General features: G+C 51.4%; 17 protein-coding genes. 5 read left to right on the forward strand and 12 right to left on the reverse strand.

All coding sequences use genetic code 11. The annotated features are described in order from the left end of the window. Positions 1-66: 66 nt before the first annotated feature. From AC5FXQ_RS17595 to AC5FXQ_RS17610, 4 genes are all read right to left on the reverse strand, one after another. Positions 67-705 (reverse strand): hypothetical protein, encoded by a 639-nt coding sequence (locus tag AC5FXQ_RS17595; RefSeq protein WP_493603728.1) that lies wholly within the window; start codon positions 703-705, stop codon positions 67-69. Between the two features lie 15 nt (positions 706-720). Next, a complete protein-coding gene (locus AC5FXQ_RS17600; protein WP_493603729.1) occupies positions 721-1,251 on the reverse strand; it encodes an acyl-CoA thioesterase in 531 nt (176 codons plus the stop codon). 165 nt (positions 1,252-1,416) lie between these two features. Next, positions 1,417-1,608 (reverse strand): hypothetical protein, encoded by a 192-nt coding sequence (locus tag AC5FXQ_RS17605; RefSeq protein WP_493603730.1) that lies wholly within the window; start codon positions 1,606-1,608, stop codon positions 1,417-1,419. A 123-nt stretch (positions 1,609-1,731) separates the two neighbouring features. Next, on the reverse strand, positions 1,732-2,394 hold the full coding sequence (locus AC5FXQ_RS17610) for a protein-L-isoaspartate(D-aspartate) O-methyltransferase (protein ID WP_493603731.1): 663 nt from the start codon (positions 2,392-2,394) through the stop codon (positions 1,732-1,734). 238 nt (positions 2,395-2,632) lie between these two features. Between AC5FXQ_RS17610 and AC5FXQ_RS17615 the strand changes: the two genes are divergently transcribed. After that, positions 2,633-3,220: a riboflavin synthase gene (locus tag AC5FXQ_RS17615; RefSeq protein ID WP_493603732.1), complete on the forward strand. Its 588-nt coding sequence runs from the start codon at positions 2,633-2,635 to the stop codon at positions 3,218-3,220. Between the two features lie 70 nt (positions 3,221-3,290). Here the strand turns inward: AC5FXQ_RS17615 and AC5FXQ_RS17620 are convergent, their stop codons facing one another. The 4 genes from AC5FXQ_RS17620 to hemF all read right to left on the reverse strand — a co-directional run bounded on the left by AC5FXQ_RS17620 (position 3,291) and on the right by hemF (position 8,133). Next, a complete protein-coding gene (locus AC5FXQ_RS17620; protein WP_493603733.1) occupies positions 3,291-4,223 on the reverse strand; it encodes a DUF4249 family protein in 933 nt (310 codons plus the stop codon). A gap of 4 nt (positions 4,224-4,227) precedes the next feature. Next, positions 4,228-6,549 (reverse strand): TonB-dependent receptor, encoded by a 2,322-nt coding sequence (locus AC5FXQ_RS17625; protein WP_493603734.1) that lies wholly within the window; start codon positions 6,547-6,549, stop codon positions 4,228-4,230. 94 nt (positions 6,550-6,643) lie between these two features. Beyond that, positions 6,644-7,231 carry a phosphatase PAP2 family protein gene (locus tag AC5FXQ_RS17630; protein ID WP_493603735.1) on the reverse strand — a complete coding sequence of 196 codons (588 nt, stop codon included), beginning with the start codon at positions 7,229-7,231 and terminating at the stop codon, positions 6,644-6,646. A 2-nt stretch (positions 7,232-7,233) separates the two neighbouring features. Next, positions 7,234-8,133 (reverse strand): oxygen-dependent coproporphyrinogen oxidase, encoded by a 900-nt coding sequence (gene hemF / locus AC5FXQ_RS17635; protein WP_493603736.1) that lies wholly within the window; start codon positions 8,131-8,133, stop codon positions 7,234-7,236. A 306-nt stretch (positions 8,134-8,439) separates the two neighbouring features. On the opposite strand from hemF, the gene AC5FXQ_RS17640 reads away from it, so the two are divergent. Further along, on the forward strand, positions 8,440-10,518 hold the full coding sequence (locus AC5FXQ_RS17640; protein WP_493603737.1) for an alpha-ketoacid dehydrogenase subunit alpha/beta: 2,079 nt from the start codon (positions 8,440-8,442) through the stop codon (positions 10,516-10,518). Positions 10,519-10,642: 124 nt separating this feature from the next. Here AC5FXQ_RS17640 and tamL read toward each other — a convergent pair whose 3' ends face one another. Then, positions 10,643-13,138: a translocation and assembly module lipoprotein TamL gene (tamL, locus tag AC5FXQ_RS17645; protein ID WP_493603738.1), complete on the reverse strand. Its 2,496-nt coding sequence runs from the start codon at positions 13,136-13,138 to the stop codon at positions 10,643-10,645. Between tamL and AC5FXQ_RS17650 the strand changes: the two genes are divergently transcribed. Beyond that, a complete protein-coding gene (locus AC5FXQ_RS17650; protein ID WP_493603739.1) occupies positions 13,097-13,849 on the forward strand; it encodes a TrmH family RNA methyltransferase in 753 nt (250 codons plus the stop codon). The two genes, tamL and AC5FXQ_RS17650, sit on opposite strands and share 42 nt — an antisense overlap. 65 nt (positions 13,850-13,914) lie before the next feature. Here AC5FXQ_RS17650 and AC5FXQ_RS17655 read toward each other — a convergent pair whose 3' ends face one another. The 3 genes from AC5FXQ_RS17655 to AC5FXQ_RS17665 are packed head-to-tail and all read right to left on the reverse strand — an operon-like array spanning position 13,915 to position 16,492. Next, positions 13,915-15,042 carry an outer membrane beta-barrel protein gene (locus AC5FXQ_RS17655; protein WP_493603740.1) on the reverse strand — a complete coding sequence of 376 codons (1,128 nt, stop codon included), beginning with the start codon at positions 15,040-15,042 and terminating at the stop codon, positions 13,915-13,917. A 12-nt stretch (positions 15,043-15,054) separates the two neighbouring features. Further along, the gene (locus tag AC5FXQ_RS17660) at positions 15,055-15,939 is read right to left on the reverse strand and encodes a hypothetical protein (RefSeq protein ID WP_493603741.1); all 885 of its coding nucleotides are present in this window, start codon (positions 15,937-15,939) and stop codon (positions 15,055-15,057) included. Between the two features lie 19 nt (positions 15,940-15,958). After that, entirely contained in the window at positions 15,959-16,492 is a 534-nt protein-coding gene (locus AC5FXQ_RS17665; RefSeq protein ID WP_116544760.1) for an RNA polymerase sigma factor, read from the reverse strand. A gap of 291 nt (positions 16,493-16,783) precedes the next feature. Between AC5FXQ_RS17665 and AC5FXQ_RS17670 the strand changes: the two genes are divergently transcribed. Both AC5FXQ_RS17670 and AC5FXQ_RS17675 read left to right on the forward strand, forming a co-directional pair. Beyond that, complete coding sequence (locus AC5FXQ_RS17670) at positions 16,784-17,107, forward strand: DUF6660 family protein (protein ID WP_493603742.1); 324 nt, start codon at positions 16,784-16,786, stop codon at positions 17,105-17,107. A gap of 104 nt (positions 17,108-17,211) precedes the next feature. Next, a complete protein-coding gene (locus tag AC5FXQ_RS17675) occupies positions 17,212-21,609 on the forward strand; it encodes a CusA/CzcA family heavy metal efflux RND transporter (protein ID WP_493603743.1) in 4,398 nt (1,465 codons plus the stop codon).

Below are 21,609 nucleotides of genomic sequence, written 5' to 3' on the forward strand. Positions count from 1 at the left end.
CCTGATATAAATAAAAAGCCCTTCTGTCATGGAAGGGCTTTTTATTTGTGGGCTATGTAATTGTTACTACTTTTTAAACACAAGCTGCAGCGCCGCCCACAGCAACTTCTTTTGTTCCTGATCGCCATCCAACACAGCCAGGGACTGTGAGAAAACAACTGGCACACCGTCTACCGGCACAGGATTGTAGAGCGTGAACTTCTCGTGCGGCAGGTCCGTGTCAAGGCGACTGGCGAAACTGATGATAAAATTTGTCTGGGTGGTTTCGCGCAGCGCTTCGAACTTCGTGATCGCTCCGGACACATTGTTCACAAAGGCAACATCTGAAGGACCAAAACCAATGGCTGCCAGTATTTTGGTCAAAAACGGTGATTGCGGCAATAACCTGAACTCAGCATCCGGCAGCGTAACCAACACGATCAGACCTTTGCGGTTTTCACCAATCAGATCAAAAGACTTCGACTGAGGTGTTGGCGTTATTTTCGGCAGCTTAGGCGTAGCTGCTGTCGTTGCGCCGGCAGCAGCAGGTTCGCTGGCCGCCTTGCTAACTGGCACCTCAGTAACTGCAGGTATAGCCGCAGGTTCAGCAATAGGTTCAGACGCACTGACAACAGGCACCTGGTCCTGCTCGATCAGGTATAGCGTTTCGGGCATGAAATGCTTTAGAAATTCCGCGTTTAGTTGTTCTGGTGTCAGGGCTGCCATTTAGTAAGGTATAAATTATTCAGCTTCTTCCTTAAGATCAAAGATAGAGCGTAATTCATTGGCTTCGCTCGGCTTCATTCGGCCAGCCAGTACCAGGCGCAACTGACGACGGCGCAAGGCACCATCGTATAGCCTTATCTCTTCTTCTGTTTCAGGTATAGCTTCCGGCACATCGATCGCTTTGCCAGACTGGTCAACCGCCACAAAGGTGAAGAAAGCCTGGTTTGACATCACTTTTCTGCCCGAAGGGATGTCCTCAGCATACACCACGATGTGCACTTCCATAGAAGAAGAGAAGGCGCGGGTAACTTTAGCCTCGAGCGTAACCACATTGCCCAATTTTATGCTTTCAGCAAATGATACGTTGTCTACTGAAGCCGTCACTACAATGCGGTTGGAGTGCTTTTGCGCAGCGATAGCCGACACAATGTCCATCCAATGCATCATTTTGCCACCCATCAGATTATGCAGGGTATTGGTGTCGTTTGGCAACACCAACTCAGTCATGATCACGTACGATTCGCTTACTTTTTTCTGTTTACGCATGTCTGTTCTATAAATTCTGACGCAAAGATAGGGCACGAAGGGCCAAACAAAAAGACCGATAGGGCAATTGCTTCAAAATGTTTGGGTGGGAGCGAGGCGAGTATAGAAAAAGCCACAGGAGCATCCGGTAATGCTCCTGCGTCTTTGCTACTGATCTTGAACTAACTAATTTCCCTGGTTGCGGCCCTCGCTCGTGCCTTCTTCACTCTGGGCAGGAACTTCGTTGCCTGTGGCATCATTGCTTCGCTCCACATTATCTTCCTTATACCCCTCGTCCACATCGGTTTCTTTTTCAGCGCAGCCTGGCGCAGCAAACAGAATTGCCGCCAGCGCAAACATGATACATTTTGCTTTCATAATATCGCCTCGTTAGGTAAATAAAGGTTATACTATACGAGCAGGTGCATAGTTTTGGCAGGGGGACGAAACCTCCGAAACTGGTCAAATTACTATTAACTTAATGCTAGTCAGGTTAATGCCTTATAAATTATCGGACTCCCAGCCAGATTTGCCCAGGAGCGGTACGAATTTGAAATCAGCGAAATCCTCCCGCATAAAATCATTTTCGCCGGTGCGGGTGATGCGCAGCATCTTCTGGCTCGACTCACCACCCACCGGAATCACCAGAATGCCACCAATAGTGAGCTGACTTACCAATGTCTTCGGTATACCGGGCGCTCCGGCCGTCACAATGATCTTGTCGTATGGTGCATGGGCAGGCAAACCCTGCGAACCGTCGCCGTGGAAGGTGTGCGGAAACAAACCATAAGTCTTGAAGAACTTCACCGCCTTCTCGTAGAGGGGCTTGTTATACTCGATAGTGTAAACTTTAGGCGTAAGCTGCAGGAGCACACAGCACTGGTAGCCCGACCCAGTACCGATTTCGAGCACTTTGTCGGTTGGTTTCAGCTTCAGCAGCTCCGTCTGGAAAGCCACTGTATAGGGTTGCGAAATAGTTTGTCCTTCACCAATCGGGAAGGCTTTATCCTGGTAGGCCTGCTCCAGAAAGGCTTTTTCAAAGAAAAAATGCCGGGGTACCGTTTCAATTGCCGCCAACACACGTTCATCGCGTATACCTTTGTCTCTCAACTGTTTTACCAAGGCGCGGCGCATGCCTTTGTGCTTGTACAAATCTACCTGCATTTCCCTTTTCCTATTATACTAGTTACGAATGAGTGGCACTTGTCATGCTAGCTGATTCAGCTCGCGGCATTCTTTTCTGAAAAAAGAAAATGCCGGTATGCGAAAATAAGCATAGGAGGGCAGAGTTACCTAACACTAAAGCAATTTAATCTCGGCCTGTTGCGGATTTAGGTATAGCACGCATGCTTTTCAGCAAAATCATGGTTAATTTTGAATTCAGATAACAACCAGAGAAACCATGTTTACAGGTATAATAGAAGCCATGGGCCAGGTGCAGGCCATACAGGATGAAGGCACCAACAAGCACTTCACGCTGTCGGCGCCTTTCACGCAGGAGCTACAGATCGACCAGAGTGTGGCTCACAACGGCATTTGCCTGACGGTGGTGAATATTGCCGGCGACAAGTACACTGTGACTGCGATCGATGAGACGCTGCAAAAGACCAACCTGAACAGCCTGCAGGTGGGTGACAAGGTGAATCTGGAGCGATGCATGAGTGCCAACGGCCGCTTCGACGGTCACATCGTGCAGGGACATGTGGACCAGGTAGCAGTATGTGAGTCCGTAGAAGACCAAACCGGCAGCTGGGTTTTCACCTTCCGCTACGACCCCACTTTGGGAAATGTGACGGTGGAGAAGGGTTCGGTCACTGTCAACGGTATCAGCCTGACAGTGGTTAACTCACAGGAAGACCGCTTTTCTGTTGCGATTATACCCTATACCTACGAACATACCAATTTACACCAGGTGAAGCCGGGTTCTACTGTAAATTTGGAGTTTGATATCATTGGTAAGTATGTAGCGAGGTTGTTGGGGAAGAGTTAGTTTCGAAGGTGTGATTGAGTGATTTAAGAATCCTGTTAATCCTTTAATCCTGAAAATCCTGATTTAGACATCACTCCACAACAATGCTGTGGTACGTTACCCCGTAACCGCCCCAGACGCCCAATCCGCCGTTGATGTTGGACCGGGTGGTATTGGGTGAACCGATGGGACTGCCGTTGTTGTTGCGTTCGTTTTCTAAGGTATACCAGAAGCGATAATGGTCCAGATCAATCGCAGCCCAGCGCACTGTGATCGTGTCGCCTTTTCCAAAATAACTGTAAGTATCGAGATCGACCTCCCGACCACGGGGCTCACCCCGGTCAAGCGGGAAGCTCAGGTTCTGCACACCATTGATCAGCTCGTCATTGAAAACGGAGGTAAAGTAGCCGGGGTAAAAGGGTTCGCTGTTGCGCTTTGTGAAGTAGCGGACGCTGTTGCCCAAGGTATCCGGATCGCGGTAGCGGTAAAAGAGTGTAAACAAACTGTCCTGCCTTGGGTCGGGGTGAGGCTGTAGAAAGAGATCTTGCAGTGGGTTCAGATGGGGTATGGTCGTAGCGGAAGTCAACACCCGCCCTTCGTGACTGATCCGCAATTGATAGCTCTTGCCTACTTCTCCCCGCAACTCTTCTGAGGTATAGACATAGAAAATAAAGTTGCTGCCACTCGTGAGCTGATTCTCAGGTATAGCATATTGTTCTGACACCACCCGCCGCAGCTCGGGCCAGAAGGCAGCGGCAGGTACCTCTTTTAAGGCATAGCTGCGGCCACCTGAACTCACCATCACCTGCGCCCCGTGCACGAAACTGGCCTCGATATCAGCGGGAGAAAAACCGGCAACCACCGGCATACTGCGGGTGAGTACCACCACTGGAGGAGAGTTCTGCTCAATGTGCCCCTCTACCACCAGTTGTTCCTGTCCGGCAGGTATATCGATGGTCAGACTTTCTTCGCAGGAAAGCAGGAAGGGGAACAGAATGAGTAGGAGGAGATTTCTGAATCGCATAGCATTACCATTTAAAATTCCAGGTGGCTGATGGTAGCGGGATTGGAATCAGTGATACTTTTTTAGCCTGCACCCGCGTCTCTGTACTGTATGGTGCTCCTTCGCTATCAATGTAGTACAGGAAAGGATTGCGGCGGCCATACACATTGTAGATCGCGAAAGTCCAGCTCGACTGCAACCGTCGCTGCGATTTTCCTTCCAACGTAGCAGAGAGGTCCAGTCGATGGAAAGGCTCCATCCGGAAGCTGTTACGGTCGCCGTACTGGTAATTAACCGTCCCTTCGATCAGGTAGCGCCGCTCGGGCATAGTAGTGGCCTGTCCGGTGCCGTAGACGAAGCTGCCACCTAAAGTCCAGCGGGAATTGTACTTATAAGTCGCCACTATGGAGAGGTCATGTCGACGGTCGAAGCGGGCAGGGAAGGTACGGCCCCGGTTAATTGCGGAAAAGGTGCGGTCGGTCCGTGACAAGGTATAGCCAAGCCAGCCCTGCAGATCGCCATAGTTCTTGCGAAGGAAAAACTCCGCTCCATAGGATTCGCCGCTTCCACGCACAAACTCATACTCCAGATCACGGTTGCTTGGGCCCGCCACAAAACCCTCCCGGTACTCCAGTTGATTCTCCATGGACTTGTAATAGAGCTCCACAGACCCCTCATACATATTTTGCCGGAAACTCTGGAAATAACCCACTGCATACTGTGTTGCCCGCTGCGGCTCCACAATTGCCGAACTCGGCACCCACACGTCAAGTGGCAGGGTGGTATAGGCATTGGAAACGAGGTGCAGGTACTGTGCCGATCGGGTATAGCTGGCTTTAACGGAGGCATCCGCCCCTAAACTATAACGCAGCGACACCCGCGGCTCCAGGGCCTGAAAAGATTTCACCCGCTCTCCCGCTGCGTATGCTACCGAATCGATGGGGCGTTCATTCTGGTCAAAGGTATAAAAAGTAAAAGGCCCCATCTGCGCGAAATAGCTGCCGCGCATGCCCAGGCTCAGCAAGAGCCGGTCCGTCACATTCCAGTCATCAGACAGGTATACAGCCGCTTCATGGGCTGTTTTGGAAAGGATCCGATCGGTAGAGAAGATGTCGCCCTCCGCCGTTTCGGCACTGCCGGTGCGGGGGCGCAGGGTATGGTGGGTATAGTGCAGACCATACTGCAGCTCGTGTCGCACGGAAGGGGTGTAGACAAAGTCGGTTCTCAGGGTATAATCCCGTACCCCGGTTTCCACGGCTGTTGTAATGTCTCCGAAATCCCAATTGAAATCGAAGGCATAGTCGCTCAGTGTGCCAGTTACATCTACAAAGTGCTTTTCTGAAAACTGATGGTTCCAGCGGGCAGTGGCGGCAGCATTGCCCCACTGGAAATCAGCCACAAAGCGGCCAGAGGACAGCGTAAGAGAACCTACATCCTTGCCATAGTAGCCGCTCAGGTATAGGCGGTCCTTTGGGGACAAGGTATAGGAAAGCTTGCCGTTAAAGTCATAAAAATAATAAGGCACCCCACCTTGTTCGGTGTTTCTCAGAAATGGCCCGAACAACACATCCACATAAGTACGGCGGGCAGAGAAGATAAACGCAGCCTTTTCCTTGACCAGCGGGCCCTGCACCGTCAACCGCGAAGCGATCAGGCCAATACCACCTTCGGCCTGCAGACTGTCCGCACTGCCTTCCCGCAGCTCCACGTCCAGCACCGACGACAGGCGCCCGCCATACCTGGCCGGCATGTTGCCTTTGATCAGGGTGGCATTGCTGATGGCGTCGCTGTTAAAGACGGAGAAGAAATTGAGCAAATGGCCCGGGTTGTAAACCACCGCCTGATCAAGCTGCACGAGGTTCTGGTCAGCGCCACCGCCCCGCACATAAAACCCTGTATTGCCCTCACCACCCGACTGCACCCCCGGCATCAGCTGAACGGTTTTCATGATGTCGGTCTCACCAAACAGCACCGGCAGCGTCTTCACTGAAGCCATTGGAATGTCCAGTTCGCCCATGGTGGAGGTTTGGGTAATCGGTTTGAGCCGGGTACCGATCACTTCCACTTCGCGGGTGCTGTAGCTGGCCTGCTCCAATTGTATGTCAAGTGTTTCGTTGCGGAAGAGCTCTAGCGAAACTTCCTGGTTATTGTAGCCAATGTAACGGACAATCAGGGTATAGCTGCCCGGCAGTGCACTCAGGCTATACCTGCCGTCCGGTGCTGAGACTGTTCCAATGGAAGGACGTTCTTTTAAACTGATGGAAGCACCTGCCAGGGGTTCATCTGTACGGGCGTCGAGCACGCGTCCGCGCAGCACAAAGCTGTCCTGCGCCCATGTGGGTAGCACAGGCAGGAGTATTAGTAACAGAAACAGGTATAAAAAGCGTCGTAGTTGCAAGTCCGGAAATCAGCTCTTCTAACAATACGTCAGAAACAGTCGATCATGCCAAAGGTTTGTGCTGAAAGCGGGTATATTTTCGCAGCCAAAAACGGTAGCCTGCCACGGCCAGCATGGCCGTACCTGTGCCCACCAGCGCGCCACCCAGCGTATCGCCGGGGTAATGCACCCCCAGGTAGATCCGGCTATAAGAGACCACCACTGCCCACACCACCAGCAAGATCTTGAATAGCAGGTAACGGTCGGAGAGGGTCAGGTTGAAGAACACCGCCAGCGCAAATCCTGTAGAGGCGTGTGAGGAGAGGAAGCCGAACTGTCCGCCGCAGCCGCGCACCAGGTTCACCATAGCCGATATTTCAGGATCGTGACAGGGACGCAGACGCGCAAAATAAGGCTTGAAAATACCAGAGGCCACATAATCAGCCAGTCCTATACCTGCCACGGCCATCAGCAGCATCGGGATACTCTGCAGCTTGTAGCGCCAGACAATATAGCCGATCAACAAAAGATAAAAGGGAATCCAGAAGTATTTATCAGATACCGTAACCATGACGGTGTCCCAAAACGGGCTTTGCTGCTCATTCAGGTATAGAAACAGCTCCTGATCCAGCTTCTCCAGTTGATCCAGCATACTTAAGCTATGTTGATCCAGTCGATGTCTTTCTTGAGATAGCCCAGCGTTTTTTCCTCGGCTCCGTCCGGCTGCGGCTTATGGTTGTATACCCAGGAGGCGTGCAGCGGCAGACTCATCAGGATAGACTCAATGCGCCCGTTGGTGGCCAGGCCGAACTTGGTACCACGGTCGTACACCAGGTTGAACTCCACGTAGCGACCACGGCGAATCAATTGCCACTGCTTTTCACGCTCCCCATAAGGCAGGTTGCGGTTCTCGTTGATGATTTTGGTGTAGAAAGGCGCAAAAGCATAGGCCACATCACGCACAAAGGCAAAACGCTCTTCCATGCTGAACTTGTCTGTCGCCATCAATCGGTCGAAGAAGATGCCGCCTACCCCACGGGTTTCCTGTCTGTGCTCGTTGTAGAAATAATCATCCGCCCATTTCTTGAACTCCGGATAATAGGAGGGATGGTGCTTGTCGCACACGGCTTTCATAGTCTCGTGAAAATCCCGCGCCTGCTTCAAATCCACGTAGATCGGAGTAAGGTCAATGCCACCGCCGAACCAGGCTGTGCCATTACCCGCCTCGAAGTAACGTACGTTCATGTGCGTGATCGGAACCATGGGGCTGTGCGGGTGCATCACCACTGATACGCCTGTCGCAAAGAACTTCGGATCAGGCATCTGCAGCATTTTTAGAAATTGAGGAGAAAGCTCACCCTGCACGGCAGAGAAATTGACGCCGCCTTTTTCGAGCACGTTGCCGTTTTCGATAATACGGGAAATGCCGCCACCGCCCTGTTCGTGCTGCCACTCATCCTTCTGGAAAGTAGCACCGCCATCGCAGTTTTCAAGGTCGCGTACCAGGTCCAGCTGGAACTGGCGCATAAAAACTTCAACTTCTTCTCTGAACATTTTACTTCTGTTTTTGTCGTATCACGTAGCACGTATCAAGTATCATGACTTTCGGTGTAAGGGGATAGGAATAAGGACTACTTGACAAAAGTGAAAAGACTTTTCGAAAATGCGTTTCAGCTTTCAAGCCTCTCTTGTCCATTGTCAAAATGTCCCTTGTCAAACTAAAAAGTCGTGCTACGTGTGTCGTGATACTTGATACGTACTCACAAAATTACCAAATAAACCCCGCTCTACCGAACATTCGTAAGGATTTCAGAAAAAGCACATTTTTCCTTAACTTCGGGCAACAACTACGCGCAACCTATGTCAAAAGAACTGATGGAGGCTTTTAAGATTGACACATCTATTCTTAAAAAGGCCTACCGCCTCATGATAACTGCCAAAACAATGGCAGACACCTACGAAGAAAACAAGACCATTTGCAGCAAGTACGTGCACAGCACGTCCCGGGGCCACGAAGCCATACAACTGGCCACTGCCTTTCAGCTGAAGCCTTACGACTACGCCTCGCTCTACTACCGCGATGATTCAGTGCTGCTGGGTATAGGCATGCAGCCTTACGAGCTCATGTTGCAGCTGATGGCCAAAGCCGGGGACCCCTTCTCGGGCGGCCGCACCTACTACGGACACCCTTCGCTGCGTCGCGAAGGCTTCCCGACCATTCCGCACCAAAGCTCCGCCACTGGCATGCAGGCTATACCTGCCACCGGTATGGCGCACGCCATTGCTTATTTCGAATCGCAGGGACTGACAAATAGTGAGGAGAAGCCGGTGGTGCTTTGCTCGCTGGGAGACGGCTCTGTGACCGAAGGCGAAGTGGCCGAGGCCTTCCAGATGGCCGTGCTCAAGAATCTGCCGATCGTATACCTGGTGCAGGACAACGACTGGGGTATTTCGGCCACAGGCAAGGAAATGCGGGCCATGGACGCCTATGAGTATGCTGCCGGTTTCAAAGGTATGGAGCGCCTGCGCGTGAATGGCTCTGACTTTGCTGAGTCCTATGAAGGTATGCGGGTGGCATTTGAGTATGCCCGTGAAGTGCGCAAACCGATACTGGTGCATGCCAGAGTGCCTTTGCTTGGTCACCATACCTCCGGTGTACGCCGCGAGTGGTACCGTGGCAATAACCTGCAGGAGCACAGCGTCAACGATCCGATTCCGAAGCTGCGTCAGGCGCTGCTGGATGCTGATGTTACGTCCGAGGAAGTACAATGGCTCGAGCAGGAAGCTCAAAAAACAGTGGCTGCAGACTACCAGCGGGCACTGGACGCTCCCGTGCCTGACCCTAACACCTTCGATCAGCACGAGTTTGCCCCAACTCCGGTAACGGAAGAAAAAGGTGAGCGCAGCCCATCCGGTGCTGAAAAAACCATCATGGTGGACGCTGCTCTTCATGCCGTGGACGATATTCTACGCACTTACCCGGAGGCCCTGTTCTACGGTCAGGATGTGGGAGGGGAGCTTGGTGGTGTATTCCGAGAAGCCGCCTTGCTGGCTAAGAAATACGGCGATAATCGTGTATTTAATACCCCGATTCAGGAAGCTTACATTGTGGGTTCTACCGCAGGTATGTCAGCGGTAGGCGCCAAAGCGATCGTGGAAATTCAGTTTGCCGACTACATCTGGCCGGGTATGAACCAGTTGGTAGAAGAGCTTTCGAAGAGCTGCTACCTCTCCATGGGCAAGTTCCCGGTGCAGTCACTGATTCGTGTGCCAATTGGCGCTTACGGAGGAGGTGGTCCGTACCACTCCGGCAGCATTGAGTCTACGCTGCTGACTATCCGTGGTATCAAAGTTGTTTATCCGAGCAATGCCGCCGACATGAAAGGGCTGATGAAAGCTGCCTTCCTGGACCCGAACCCAGTGATCATGCTCGAGCACAAGGGCCTGTACTGGTCGAAAGTAGCTGGCACCGAAGACGCCAAGACGGTGGAGCCGGACGAGAACTACATCCTGCCGCTCGGTAAAGCCAATGTCGTGCAGCAAGCATCAGACGAGGAAATCCGCATGGGCAACTCCATGACGGTTATCACCTACGGCATGGGCGTCTACTGGGCCAAGACAGCTTCCAAGCAGTTTAAAGGCAGCGTTGAGATCCTCGACCTGCGCACGCTCAATCCGCTGGACTTTGAGGCAGTAGTTGCATCTGTGCGTCGTCACGGCAAGGCACTGGTGCTGACCGAAGAGCCATTAATGAACTCCTTTGCTGAGTCTTTGGCCGGTCGTATTTCGAAAGAGTGCTTCCAACAGCTCGATGCACCAGTCTATACCTTGGGTGCTGCCAACCTGCCTGCTATACCTTTGAATGTGGAGCTCGAGAAGATGATGCTGCCAAATCCGGAGAAAGTAGCAGCGGCAATGGAGGAGTTGCTGAATTACTAGATCAAGAGATAGCTCTTATATAACAGAAAGCCCCGCCAGTTGATGACGGGGCTTTTTTGTCATATCAAGATTGATGATGTTCGGGGCTGTCGGCTTATCCGCATAAATCCTCTAAACCCAGATCCTAGAAAGGATATCCTATACCTATGTTCAGATTGGTGCGTCGCTCGGTTGGGTCTACTTGTCGGAAGAAGTCAGAAAAGCGGAAATCACGAATCACAAACTTATTCCCATTCAGGTCTCCGGCCGGATCGTATACCTGCGTGGCAAAATCAAAGCGTAGAATCACGACAGAAAAATTGAGACGCAGACCAAAGCCCGTACCTACAGCAAGTTCCTTGTAGAAGCGGTTGAACTGAAACTCAGAACCGGGACGGTTATCAGGCTTGAGCATCCACACATTTCCGGCATCGACGAAAAATGCTCCGTTCAGAAAGCCAACCATGTTGAATCGATACTCAGCGCTGGCCTCTAGTAGGACTTCTCCAGGCTGTTCAGAGATGAATGTCCTTTCCTCTCCGCTTTCAGTTTCTGTAAGTACTCTCCGGTAAGAGCCTGGCCCCAATCTGCGTGCGGGCCATGCTCGCACACTAGAGGCACCACCAGCGAAAAAGTATTTATCGTAAGGCAGAGCGTTTGAGCCGAAAAGTGGACCACCTACACCAGTATTCACGCGATACACAAAATAGCGCTGTCCTCCCAGTGGCAGGTAGCGACGATAATCTGTATTAATTTTGGCATACTGAAACTGGCGCAGATCACCCATTTTAGGCAATATACCAAGCTTGGATGTAAGTCCGCCCACCTCGGTCAGTACACGCATATAACGGGCATTGCGCGACTGCAAAAAATCGTTTGTGTTGTAAATCAGATTGAAGCCTACAAATGAAATGAAGCCGCTTCTAAAACTCTCCAGGAAAGAACGGCTTAGCTGACTTAACTCTACCAATTCCCGTGCAAAAGTGGGATCAATACGATTTACATGTATGATGTTCACATTAACTGGCGAAAACACATATTGGACAGTAGGTGTCAGGAGGGGACGCGGATACTTGTACCAGATGTAATCAAGAGAGGCTTCGTAAATACTTCTTTGAAACTCAGCACGATTTACGTTGGTATAGCCTGTATACAACCGGGTTCTGGGATTGAAGTCCTGCAAAATATTCTTTCCTCCAAAAGGTAGAATAAACAACGGGAAAGTAAGCGCAGCATCACCACCAAACTCCCGTATCATGACCGTTTCATCAGTCGCAATATTAATCTGCCCCTCCAAACCTCCACGGATTCCGAATTCCAGGTTCTCGGCACCTCCGAAAACATTGCGTGTCTTCAGTCTGATGCTGGAAAAAGGACCAGGTCTGCGCTCGGTAAAGTTCATACCCAATTCAGCCGTTTCCTGAAACTTCTTGGAGGGGAGGGCATTAATGAAGGCATTCAACTGGTTCCCAGCTGTTGAGTCACTCGCATCTGTGATCTTGTTGTAGCTTACGTTGGTAAACTGAAATACATCCATTTCGGTCAGTCGCCGCTGGGTAAGAGATGTCCTGAACTGGCTGTACCGTTGACCGGGGTATACCGAAACTTTATTGTCAAGTATGTTAAAAGAGTACTTGTGGTCGTATGCCAGGTATTTTACATTGTTGTACTCCATCGTGTCACGCGCCAAACCAAACCGGTCCGCATCTGTCTTAAAATACACGTTCCGAATAGTATAGGCTTTGTGACGGGACCCGTTCTCCGGATTCTGAATAATGGTATGTAAACGTACCGTATTATCTCCGTAACTGGTATCTGGCTCAAAAACTATATATGCACGTGAAAAGTCAAAATATCCGTTGTGGCGGATCATCTCATGCAGCCGATCCCGCTCTTGTGTGAGCACCTGTTCATCATACACATCACCTATCTTAAGGAGCGATCTATCTTCGTATCGCTTCACAATCTGGAGCAGCGAGTCATCGGGTATCGTGTAGTTGAGCGAACTGTAGCGGTAAGGCTCATTTTCGGCGATATTGATCGTAATGTATACCTTCTTGCCTTTTACCTGTTTCTCGTAGCTTGCTTCGTGATTAAAGAAGCCCTTAGTATTCATGTAAATATCCACCTGGTCCATGGTGCGCTCCATTAGCAAAGAGTCATAGATGGCAGGAGGTTCACCTATTTGCATGAGCAGATTACCCTTTTCCTTCCGATCACGCTGGCGGGCAATGCGGCGGTCAAAGCGGTCCTGGATGCGGCGCACCTTAGTGGAGTCATCGGCTTGGGCTGTTTTCTCTGCGCGTTTTCTGCGTAGCTTTTCAATGCGCTCGTCGATACGAGCAGGACTGTAAAACCGCTTTCCGAAATTATAGATGGCCAGATAAGGCGTAGAGGCAAGGAAAGTACGGTTGGGGCGCTGTTGGTAAACCGCCTCTATATCAGTCTGGCTGACATGTTCGATCCCTTTAGGTTCTATACCTAACAAGAGCTGCTCGTTCTCGCCCAGATTTTTGGTCGGCACGCAGGCGGTGAAACTTAAAATTGTAATTACCAGCCCGAATATATAATATCGTGTTCTCAAACGATTCTCCGCTCTATGTTGTCGAAAGCAATTGTAAAATACGTTAACTCCCTGCAAGTAAAAAAATACCGCAACCAACACCAAGCCTTTGTGGTGGAGGGAGCTAAAAGCGTACTGGAGCTGTTAAACTCAGATTTTGAGATACAGCACCTGTTCATAACCCAGGATTTCCTGCAGGAGCATGGAAACAGTCTAAGCAAAGGTACAAGATACGAACTTGTTACGGAACAGGATCTGACAAGGGCGGGCACTTTTTCAAGTAATAATGCTGGTTTGGCTGTAGCCCGCATGCACCAGCTCCCGGAACTGCAGTTTCAGCCTGGCGATTTCACCCTCGCGCTTGACGACATTCGCGATCCGGGCAACATGGGCACCATCATCCGCATTGCAGACTGGTACGGCATCCAGACCATTGTATGTTCCGAAACCTGTGCTGACTTTTATAATCCCAAGACCATTTCAGCTACCATGGGCTCTTTTACCCGTGTCAAGGCTTATTACCTCAAACTGGGTGAGTGGTTGCACCAACTACCGGAAACCACGCCCATCTACGGCGCTTCGCTGGAAGGCGAAAATTTGCACCGCATGCAACTGCAGCCAACAGGCGTGGTGGTGATGGGGAACGAGGCGAATGGAATACGCCCGGAAGTTGCCAGTGAAGTGAACCGGCTCATCAAGATCCCTGCCTTCGGAGAGGCAGAGTCGCTGAACGTGGCTACAGCCACCGCTATCATCATCGATAACTTTATGCGCAACGCAAGGCTCTAAAACAAAAGAAGCCTCTGTGTAGAGGCCTCTTTTGCAAACAATATAATCACCTAATTAACAGCATTCTAATTGAGTAGTCTTAAACCAAAGCTGATCACGTTGGCGTCCGGACCTCGATTGTCTTTGAACAGGTCGTTCATGTTGTATTTTACGAACAGGTCCAGGTTTCCGTAGCCTATCACGCCGGTCAGGCCATACTGGAAGTCACTCAGGTTGTAGCTGCTGCGTACTTTCTCTTTCTGCGTTCTGCCGCTGTCCTCAAACTTGAACTTAGAGTGAGCACCCAGGCGGTAGCCTACAAACGGGCCGGCGCCAAGCTTAAATCCTTCCTTGCCGTTTTGGCGCTTGAACTTCAGCATCGGCATAAGCGGAACGTTTACAGAAGAGTGCGTCAGTTTCACTTTGTCATAGTTGATCTCCATATCACGGCGGAAGTAAGTCACATCATTCACATCCTCTTCGATCACGAAGTTGCGGTCAAACATGTAGTTGTTGAACGCAAATTCAAGCCCTGACACCAGGTATAGCGGGCTTTTGCGGCCACCGATCTGCGAGTTGAGGTGCCAGTTGAGACTTACGTAGCGCGAACCCAGCGGCTTCAGGTCCGGTACCTGTTGGCTATTGGTGTTTAAGAAGTTGTTCAGGCCGAGGTCCACGTCAAAATTGAAACGGGTAGCTTTGTAGGACTTTCTCGCGTTGCTTGTGCGTACGCTGTCACGCTCGGCACGGTTGGGCACGTTCACGTCAACCCTGGTATTGCCATCCTTTTCCTCAATTTCCACATCAATCTTGATGTTCTTGTTGATCCGGATCTCGTGCTTTTCTTTGCTTACCTTCCCATCCTGACCAGTTTCCTGCACGGTGATGGTCACAGTTTCCGGGTCATTGTCGTCTTTGCCAAACACAACAGTGGTCTCCTGAGACTTGAGTTCCTTGTTAGCACCGTCCATGCGGTCTACCTGGTCTACATATTTATTCAGTACACGCATCAGGGAGTCCAGGCTATAGTTTTCGAAAGCTTTGAGCTGCTCTATGTTCTGTAGGTATAGCACCATTTTAGCGCCATTGGCCATTTTCACAACGATCGTATCCTGCTGGCCGAGTCGTTCGCCTATGGTTTGACCGCCTTTGGCAGACACACCGGTGGCTGCAGCCATTATGATGGCTGTTACGAGAAGTAGTATCTTTTTCATGGTTTTAAAAGATTAGAGATTGATTACTTTAGATATTTTCTGTTTTCCGATTTGAGTTTCAAGTGCAATTCTGTCTGCATTGATGCCGAGCTCTGAGAGCTCCACCCGCTCACCGTTCGAGAGGTTGCGAACCTGCTTAAAGATGTTCCTGGCAAGTTTCTGTTTCTTTTCGAAGCCGCTCAGCTCTTCATCTGCCACTACCTCTTGCACAGCCACAGCTCGCTTTATTATAATTTCCACAGGCTGCGCGTTCAGATCGACTGTGTTGGCGGCAAAAGCAACCGGTGTGGTTTCTCCTGTGTTATCAAAGCCTCCCTTTAGAGGAGCATCCGGTATAGCCGGCTTTTCCACTTGTGCTGCCAGTTGTTGAGTTGAAGCAACGCTTTTTGCACTGGTTTCTGGTCTGGCATTTTTTGCCGCTGCGCTCGGTGCAGCTTTAGCGATCATTTGCCTGGTAGGATCTTCAGCCGGTTTAGTTGCTTTAGCAGTAGTCTCAGCTGGTCTGGCAGGCTCAACCAATTCTTCATCTGCTGACGGGGTAGAGGCTGGGTCTTCAATAACTTGTGCCAGTTGCTCGTCTGCTGTGGCGGGTGCTGTGATAACAAGCGGCTGCTCTGCTTTCAGACCATTGCGGTCGGCCAGTCCGTCTCGGTCTACCGGTACAGTGCCGTTCTGCACATTGTAAAACACGATGCCCACCGAGAGCACCAATGCAATAGCGGCAGCGATGGAGTAGGAGAGCCACATAAAGCCACGGGGCTTTGCCTCCTCTTTCGTGGCGGCTGGCATCTCGGTTTCTATCCGGTCCTGAAGTCTGTTCCAGAGATCGGCAGGAGGCGTGGGCGACGAAGGCCCCAAACGCTCTTTGAATAGTTTGTCTATGTCTTCTGGTTTCATAATAGACCCTCCTTTTATATTAGCTGGCGACTGCTTCCTGACCGGTCAGTCTTCGCTGCAGCATAGCGCGTGCTTTGCTTAGCTGCGATTTCGAAGTGCCTTCCGTAATGTTCAGCATGTCGGCTATTTCTTTGTGAGAATATCCCTCAATTGCATACAGGTTAAAAACTGCCCTGTAGCCGGCAGGTAAAGTGCGTAACAGCTCCAGTAATTCGCCTTCAGCCAGATCATGATCGGCGCCCATGCTACCGGCCACTTGTACGTGGTCGTCTTCGATGGACAGGTATAGCGACTCCTTTTTTCTCAAAAACCCAAGTGCTTCATTTACCATGATGCGTCTCACCCAACCCTCAAAACTGCCTTTGCCCTCGAACTTGTCTATGTTCTGGTATACCTTCATAAATCCGTTCAGCAAAGCTTCTTCCGCGTCCATCTGGTTTTTGAGGTAACGCAGGCACACACCGTACATCGGTGAGGCGAAGCGCTCGTAAAGGCATTTCTGCGCTTTACTTTCGGCCTTCTGGCAACCTGCTATTAACTCCTGTTCCGTCACGCTGGGTAAAATTTTATCAAATAATGTCGCTTATCTTGGCTTTCCCGGAGCTGTTTTGTTGCTCTTTACCTCTTAGATGTAGATACCCACCCGGAGGTTGCCTAAGCAAAAATAAATTTCTCATATTTTTTTCAGAATGCGGCAGCGTTTACTATAAAATACTGACTGCCAGCTAGATTTTATTTCACTATTTCTTCAACAGCACCAACTTCAGGCTATCGCTTTTTAAGAATTGTTCTGAATAGGTATACCTGGAACCTGTTTAGAGCAGAATACATTATATTTGTAGAAATGAAATTCGTGGCAATCCTTTTTTCAATCTTCCTGTTCTGGACGGCCTGTCTGCCGTGCACAGATAAGATTTTGGATAGCCACGAACACCTTCCCAACCTGACGGACGTAGCTGACACCACAGGCGAGTCGCCCTTTCACGAAGACACTTGCCCGTTATTCTGCAGCTGCGGTTGCTGTGCCACATTCACGGTTACAGTGGAGCCGGAGCATATTGTTTTCCGTATACCTGTCATCCCACAGACTAAACCCCTTATCTACCCGGATTTGCGCGAAATCAAGATCGCCTCTACCTGGTGGCACCCTCCACGGCTGGTAGCCTGATTCTCCTATCAAGATAAAATGCAGCTTAATTATAACCACAAGCCATAAAATGTGCTTGCGGCTATGCTGCATACCTATTTCTATTGATTTAAATCAAGCTTACCATGTTTAATAAAATCATCGACTTTTCGATAAATAACAAACTGGTGGTAGGGCTCATGGTGCTGGCGCTTATTGTCTGGGGAACCTATTCCCTGACGCAGCTGCCCGTTGACGCCGTGCCTGACATCACCAATAACCAGGTGCAGGTGGTCACCTCATCGCCGACACTCGCCGCCCAGGAAGTCGAGCGCTTTATTACCACACCCATTGAAATGGCTTTGGCCAACGTGCCGGATGTAATCGAGATGCGCTCTGTATCGCGCTTCGGTCTTTCTGTGATCACAGTCGTGTTTAAAGACGAGGTGGATCAATACCTGGCCCGGCAAATGATCACCGAGCGACTGGGTGAGGCCAGCAGGCAGATACCAGAGCAAATGGGAACGCCGGAACTGGCACCCGTTACCACCGGCCTGGGCGAGATCTATCAGTATGTGCTGGTAACAGATCCGGAAAGTGGTAAAAAATACAGCCCAACTGAACTCCGCACCATCCAGGACTGGATCGTGCGCCGGCAGTTGCTCGGCACGCCCGGCGTGGCCGATGTTAGCAGCTTTGGCGGCTTCCTGAAAGAGTATGAAGTAGCCGTAAACCCGGCCAGTCTCCGCAGCATGAACCTGACCGTGACGGATGTGATCGGAGCGCTGGAGCAGAACAACGAGAATACGGGCGCTGCCTACATCGAAAAAAACCAGAGTGCCCTGTTTATCCGAGGCCTCGGATTGGTAAGCACCCTGGAGGACATCGAGAAGATCGTGGTTTCCAACCGAAATGGCATGCCTGTGCTTGTCCGTGACGTGGCACAGGTACAGTACGGCCACCCGGTTAGGTATGGCGCCCTCACCCGCAATACCGAAGGCGAAGTGGTCGGAGGCATCGTGCTGATGCTGAAAGGAGCCAGTTCGTCTGAAGTGATCAAAAACGTGCAGGATAAAGTAGCCAGCATACAGTCTTCACTACCGGAAGGCCTGGTGATTGAAGCTTATCTCGACCGCAGTGACCTGGTAGGGAAAGCGATCAACACCGTGGCAACCAACCTCATCGAAGGTGGCCTGATTGTGATCTTTGTACTGGTGCTTTTGCTGGGTAACCTGCGGGCAGGACTGGTCGTGGCCTCGGTTATACCTTTGTCCATGCTCTTTGCGCTGGGCATGATGAACGTATTTGGCGTGTCAGGCAATTTGATGAGTCTGGGTGCGATCGACTTCGGGCTTATAGTGGATGGTGCCGTGATCATTGTAGAAGGCGTGCTGCACTTCATTGTGGTCAAGAACAAGGACCTGCCGCTGCGCCGCCTGACCCAAAAAGAGATGGACCTGGAAGTGAAAAGTGCCGCTTCCAATATCATGAACTCAGCCGCCTTCGGTATGCTCATCATCCTGATCGTATACCTGCCGATTATGGCACTGGTAGGGATTGAGGGCAAGATGTTCAAGCCGATGGCGCAGACCGTGAGCTTCGCCATTATGGGCGCTTTCATCCTGTCGCTTACTTATGTACCGATGGTATCGACTCTCTTGTTGAGCAAGACCACCAAGCACAAGCCGAACATTTCGGACCGGATCATGGGCTTTCTGGAGCGGGTATATCGTCCGGTGATCACCTTTGCCCTGCGCAGCAAAGCACTGGTTATTGGGGCGGCACTTGTTTTGTTTGCCTTCAGTTTGTTTGTGTTCAGCCGCATGGGCGGGGAGTTCTTGCCTGACCTGGAAGAAGGTGACTTTGCCATGGATTTGCGCCTGGTACCAGGTGCTTCCCTCAGCCAGACCATCGAAACAACCACCAAAGCCAGCGAAATTCTGCTGACGCAGTTCCCGGAGGTAACGGAGGTGATCGGCAAGATAGGGACCGCTGAGATCCCAACAGACCCGATGCCGATAGAGGCCGCCGACGTCATGATCCTGCTCAAGGACAAAGACGAGTGGACCAGCGCCAGCACCCGCCAGGAACTGGCCGCCAAAATGGACGAGGCCCTGAAAGTGTTGCCAGGTGTGAACTACGGCTTCCAGCAGCCGATCCAGCTGCGCTTCAACGAACTCATGACCGGTGCGCGTCAGGATGTGGCCATTAAGATATTTGGGGAGGACCTGGACCAGCTTTCAGAGCTGGCCGATCAGGTTGATAAACTGATCGCTCCCGTAGCCGGTGTGCAGGACATTTATGTGGAAGAGGTGACAGGGCTGCCACAGATCGTGGTGGACTATAACCGCGCACGCATGTCGCAGTATGGCTTGCAGGTGGCTGACGTGAACGCAGTGCTCCGCACGGCCTTTGCCGGACAGGCTGCCGGTGCCATCTACGAAGGTGACCGCCGCTTCGACCTGGTCGTACGCATGGAAGGAGGCTCCCGCAGTGATCTCAATGACATAGAGAACCTGTTTGTAGGTCTCCCGCAAGGTGGGCAAGTGCCCTTGCAACAGGTAGCAGACATTCGCTTTGAAGAAGGACCGATGCAGATCTCCCGCGAAGAAGGACGTCGCCGTATTGTGGTGGGCTTCAACGTGCGTGAGCGGGATGTGGAGTCGATTGTAACCGAGATACAGGGTAAGCTGAACCGTGAACTGCCCCTTCCGGCTGGCTATTTTATTACCTACGGCGGTCAGTTCGAAAATCTTATACATGCCAAACAACGACTTTCGGTTGCCGTACCAGCAGCACTTCTGCTGATTCTGCTGCTCTTATACTTTGCCTTTAAGTCCGTCAAGCAAAGTCTGCTTATTTTCACCGCTATACCTTTGTCAGCGATCGGCGGCATCTTTGCGCTCTGGCTGCGCGACATGCCTTTCAGTATCTCGGCAGGCGTGGGCTTTATCGCCTTGTTTGGAGTGGCAGTGCTGAACGGCATCGTACTGATCGGCTACTTTAACCAGCTCAAACGGGAAGGTATGACTGATGTCTACGAACGGGTGCTGCTCGGCACGAGTGTTCGTCTGCGCCCGGTACTGATGACGGCATCAGTGGCCGCGCTGGGCTTCCTGCCGATGGCCCTTTCCGGTTCTGCCGGCGCAGAGGTGCAGCGTCCGCTGGCTACCGTCGTGATCGGAGGACTGTTTACCTCTACTTTGCTGACACTCGTAGTACTGCCTGTGCTCTATTATATTTTCTCTTCAAATGAAAAGTATAGTGAAGAGGAGATACAACGCAAGCCTGTACCGGCCCACCTGATTTCCTTGCTTCTGGTAGCTGGCACTCTGCTTTATCCGGCACAGGGTATAGCGCAGTCATCCCAAGGACCGCTGAACCTGCAGCAGAGTATCAACTATGCCCGGGAGCACAACCTCGGCTTGAAGAGTGCAGCTTATGGTGTGGAGCGCGAGCAGGCCCTGCGTGGTGCGGCGACCGACCTGCCAAAGACCAACCTGTCCTACAGCAGGGGCCAGATCAGCACCCTCAATCAGGATGAATACATCTCTGCTTCCCAGCAGTTTGCCTTCCCGACGGTATACCGCGATCAGGCACGCCTGGCTGACGCCACCATCCAACAGGCTGAAGCGCAAAAGCAGATCGTGGAGCGGGAACTGATCCGGGATGTAAAGCAGGCCTGGTACCTGCTACAGTACCACAACGAGCGCCTGCGCCTGCTACAGCAACAGGACAGCCTGTATGGGCGTTTCACCAGAGCAGCCACCATCCGCTTTAAAACAGGGGAAACAGGCTATTTGGAGCAGGCCACAGCCGAGACCCGCAGCTTAGGTATAAAAACAGAGCTGCAGCAAGCGCAGGCCGACCAGCAGATAGCCGAACGTCGACTCCGACAACTTTTGCAGGCACAGGAGCCATTGCAATTTGAAGAGGAGAGACTGAGCAAACGGGAATTGATTTTGCAGGCTGACAGTGCCGCTTTAGCCGCTAATCCTTACATGGCCTTTCTGCAAAGTGCGACGCAGGTGGCCGAGCGACAGAAACAACTGGAGCAATCACGTCTGCTGCCGGACTTTACAGTCGGCTACTTCAACCAAACCTTTGTAGGAGAGGCACCACGCGAGAACCCGAACCGGATATACAACTCCGGTGACCGCTTTACGGGTTACGAGGTAGGTATAGCCGTTCCGCTCTGGTTCGGGGCACAGCGGTCGCGCATCAAGGCGGCTAAAATGAACGAAGAGGCCGTGAAGAGCCAGGTGCGGTATCAGCAGCAGATGCTTTTGACCGAGCTGCAGAACCTGGCGCAGGAGCTGCAGAAACATGGCAACACCCTGGCATTCTTTGAGCAGGGAGCGCTACGCCAGGCCGACCAGATGAACAAGGCCGCTGAACTCAGCTTCCGCACCGGCGACATCGATTATGTGGAGTATGTGCAGGCGCTCGACCAGGCGTACCAGCTCCGCAATAATTACTTGAACGCTCTCCGCGATTACAACCAAACCATTATCAGTTTAGAATTTACTGCAGGAATAGAATAA

The sequence above is a fragment of the Pontibacter sp. LHS1 genome, assembly GCF_058932855.1.

Coding starts and splice junctions, on each gene's coding strand:
- AC5FXQ_RS17595 (WP_493603728.1), bottom strand. CDS start 705: ATGGCAGCCCTGACACCAGAACAACTAAACGCGGAATTTCTAAAGCAT.
- AC5FXQ_RS17600 (WP_493603729.1), bottom strand. CDS start 1,251: ATGCGTAAACAGAAAAAAGTAAGCGAATCGTACGTGATCATGACTGAG.
- AC5FXQ_RS17605 (WP_493603730.1), bottom strand. CDS start 1,608: ATGAAAGCAAAATGTATCATGTTTGCGCTGGCGGCAATTCTGTTTGCT.
- AC5FXQ_RS17610 (WP_493603731.1), bottom strand. CDS start 2,394: ATGCAGGTAGATTTGTACAAGCACAAAGGCATGCGCCGCGCCTTGGTA.
- AC5FXQ_RS17615 (WP_493603732.1), top strand. CDS start 2,633: ATGTTTACAGGTATAATAGAAGCCATGGGCCAGGTGCAGGCCATACAG.
- AC5FXQ_RS17620 (WP_493603733.1), bottom strand. CDS start 4,223: ATGCGATTCAGAAATCTCCTCCTACTCATTCTGTTCCCCTTCCTGCTT.
- AC5FXQ_RS17630 (WP_493603735.1), bottom strand. CDS start 7,231: ATGCTGGATCAACTGGAGAAGCTGGATCAGGAGCTGTTTCTATACCTG.
- hemF (WP_493603736.1), bottom strand. CDS start 8,133: ATGTTCAGAGAAGAAGTTGAAGTTTTTATGCGCCAGTTCCAGCTGGAC.
- AC5FXQ_RS17640 (WP_493603737.1), top strand. CDS start 8,440: ATGTCAAAAGAACTGATGGAGGCTTTTAAGATTGACACATCTATTCTT.
- AC5FXQ_RS17650 (WP_493603739.1), top strand. CDS start 13,097: ATGTTGTCGAAAGCAATTGTAAAATACGTTAACTCCCTGCAAGTAAAA.
- AC5FXQ_RS17655 (WP_493603740.1), bottom strand. CDS start 15,042: ATGAAAAAGATACTACTTCTCGTAACAGCCATCATAATGGCTGCAGCC.
- AC5FXQ_RS17660 (WP_493603741.1), bottom strand. CDS start 15,939: ATGAAACCAGAAGACATAGACAAACTATTCAAAGAGCGTTTGGGGCCT.
- AC5FXQ_RS17670 (WP_493603742.1), top strand. CDS start 16,784: ATGAAATTCGTGGCAATCCTTTTTTCAATCTTCCTGTTCTGGACGGCC.
- AC5FXQ_RS17675 (WP_493603743.1), top strand. CDS start 17,212: ATGTTTAATAAAATCATCGACTTTTCGATAAATAACAAACTGGTGGTA.